Origin of the sequence: Halomonas sp. ND22Bw, assembly GCF_003011945.1 — a bacterium.
GTDB classification, from domain to species: Bacteria; Pseudomonadota; Gammaproteobacteria; order Pseudomonadales; family Halomonadaceae; genus Halomonas; species Halomonas halophila.
Map to the genome: position 1 here is coordinate 1 of NZ_PXWD01001239.1, position 257 is coordinate 257.

Below are 257 nucleotides of genomic sequence, written 5' to 3' on the forward strand. Positions count from 1 at the left end.
TATACGATCGAGCCGGCCCTGGTCGCCGGGTTTGCTTCGGTCGGAATGGACGTGCGCACCTTCGGACCCGTGCCGACGCCGGGCGTGGCCATGCTGACCCGCTCGATGCGCGCCGATCTGGGAGTGATGATCTCGGCCTCGCACAACGACTATGCCGACAACGGCATCAAGCTGTTCGGGCCGGACGGCTACAAGCTGTCGGATGAGATCGAACTTAAGATCGAGGCTATGATGGATCAGGGCCTGGACCAGGGCCT

At 63.0% G+C, this 257-nt stretch carries 1 pseudogene; it reads left to right on the forward strand.

Annotated elements, in window-relative coordinates:
• Positions 1 to 257 (forward strand): annotated as a pseudogene (gene glmM, locus CVH10_RS22130) (phosphoglucosamine mutase); the annotation flags it as partial.